This window comes from Stenotrophomonas maltophilia group sp. RNC7 (assembly GCF_030910085.1).
GTDB classification, from domain to species: domain Bacteria; phylum Pseudomonadota; class Gammaproteobacteria; order Xanthomonadales; family Xanthomonadaceae; genus Stenotrophomonas; species Stenotrophomonas sepilia.
In genome coordinates this window covers 1-372 of record NZ_JAVFVN010000805.1, presented here as the reverse complement: position 1 = coordinate 372, position 372 = coordinate 1, and the positions used below count along the sequence as shown (strand labels likewise).

The 372-nt window shown below is 63.7% G+C and carries 1 protein-coding gene; it reads right to left on the bottom strand.

Annotation, left to right across the window (positions count from 1 at the left end; genetic code table 11):
- Nucleotides 1–263: 263 nt before the first annotated feature.
- Nucleotides 264–372, bottom strand: a 109-nt coding sequence (locus tag RCF13_RS19360; RefSeq protein ID WP_308140878.1) for an IS3 family transposase, incomplete at its 5' end; no start/stop codon positions are given.

Below are 372 nucleotides of genomic sequence, written 5' to 3'. Positions count from 1 at the left end.
AGATCCGTTTTCCGCAGGAAAACGGATCTGACCCCTCTTTTCACCTGGAAACCCAACGCTCTTTCCGTCCGGCACCGAAATGCCGGGAGGGCTGGGCCGGGGTGGGCAGGCAGGACCGTTGGCGCCATGGGCCCGAGGCATGCCTCGGGCGGGTTGGGCAGGACGCCCAACCCCGGTCTTGCCGCGTGCGCAGGACTGCGCACACGAGCAAGGCGCCATCGAGCCCCCATGGTGAAGTGACCCCCGAGACTTGGACGGTGGGGTCAGGCGGCTGCTTGGGCCTGTTCCCGGTACTTTACCGGGCTTAGCCCCTTCAATTTCAATCTGATTCGCTCTTGGTTGTAGTACTTGATGTACTCCACCAGCCCGGCC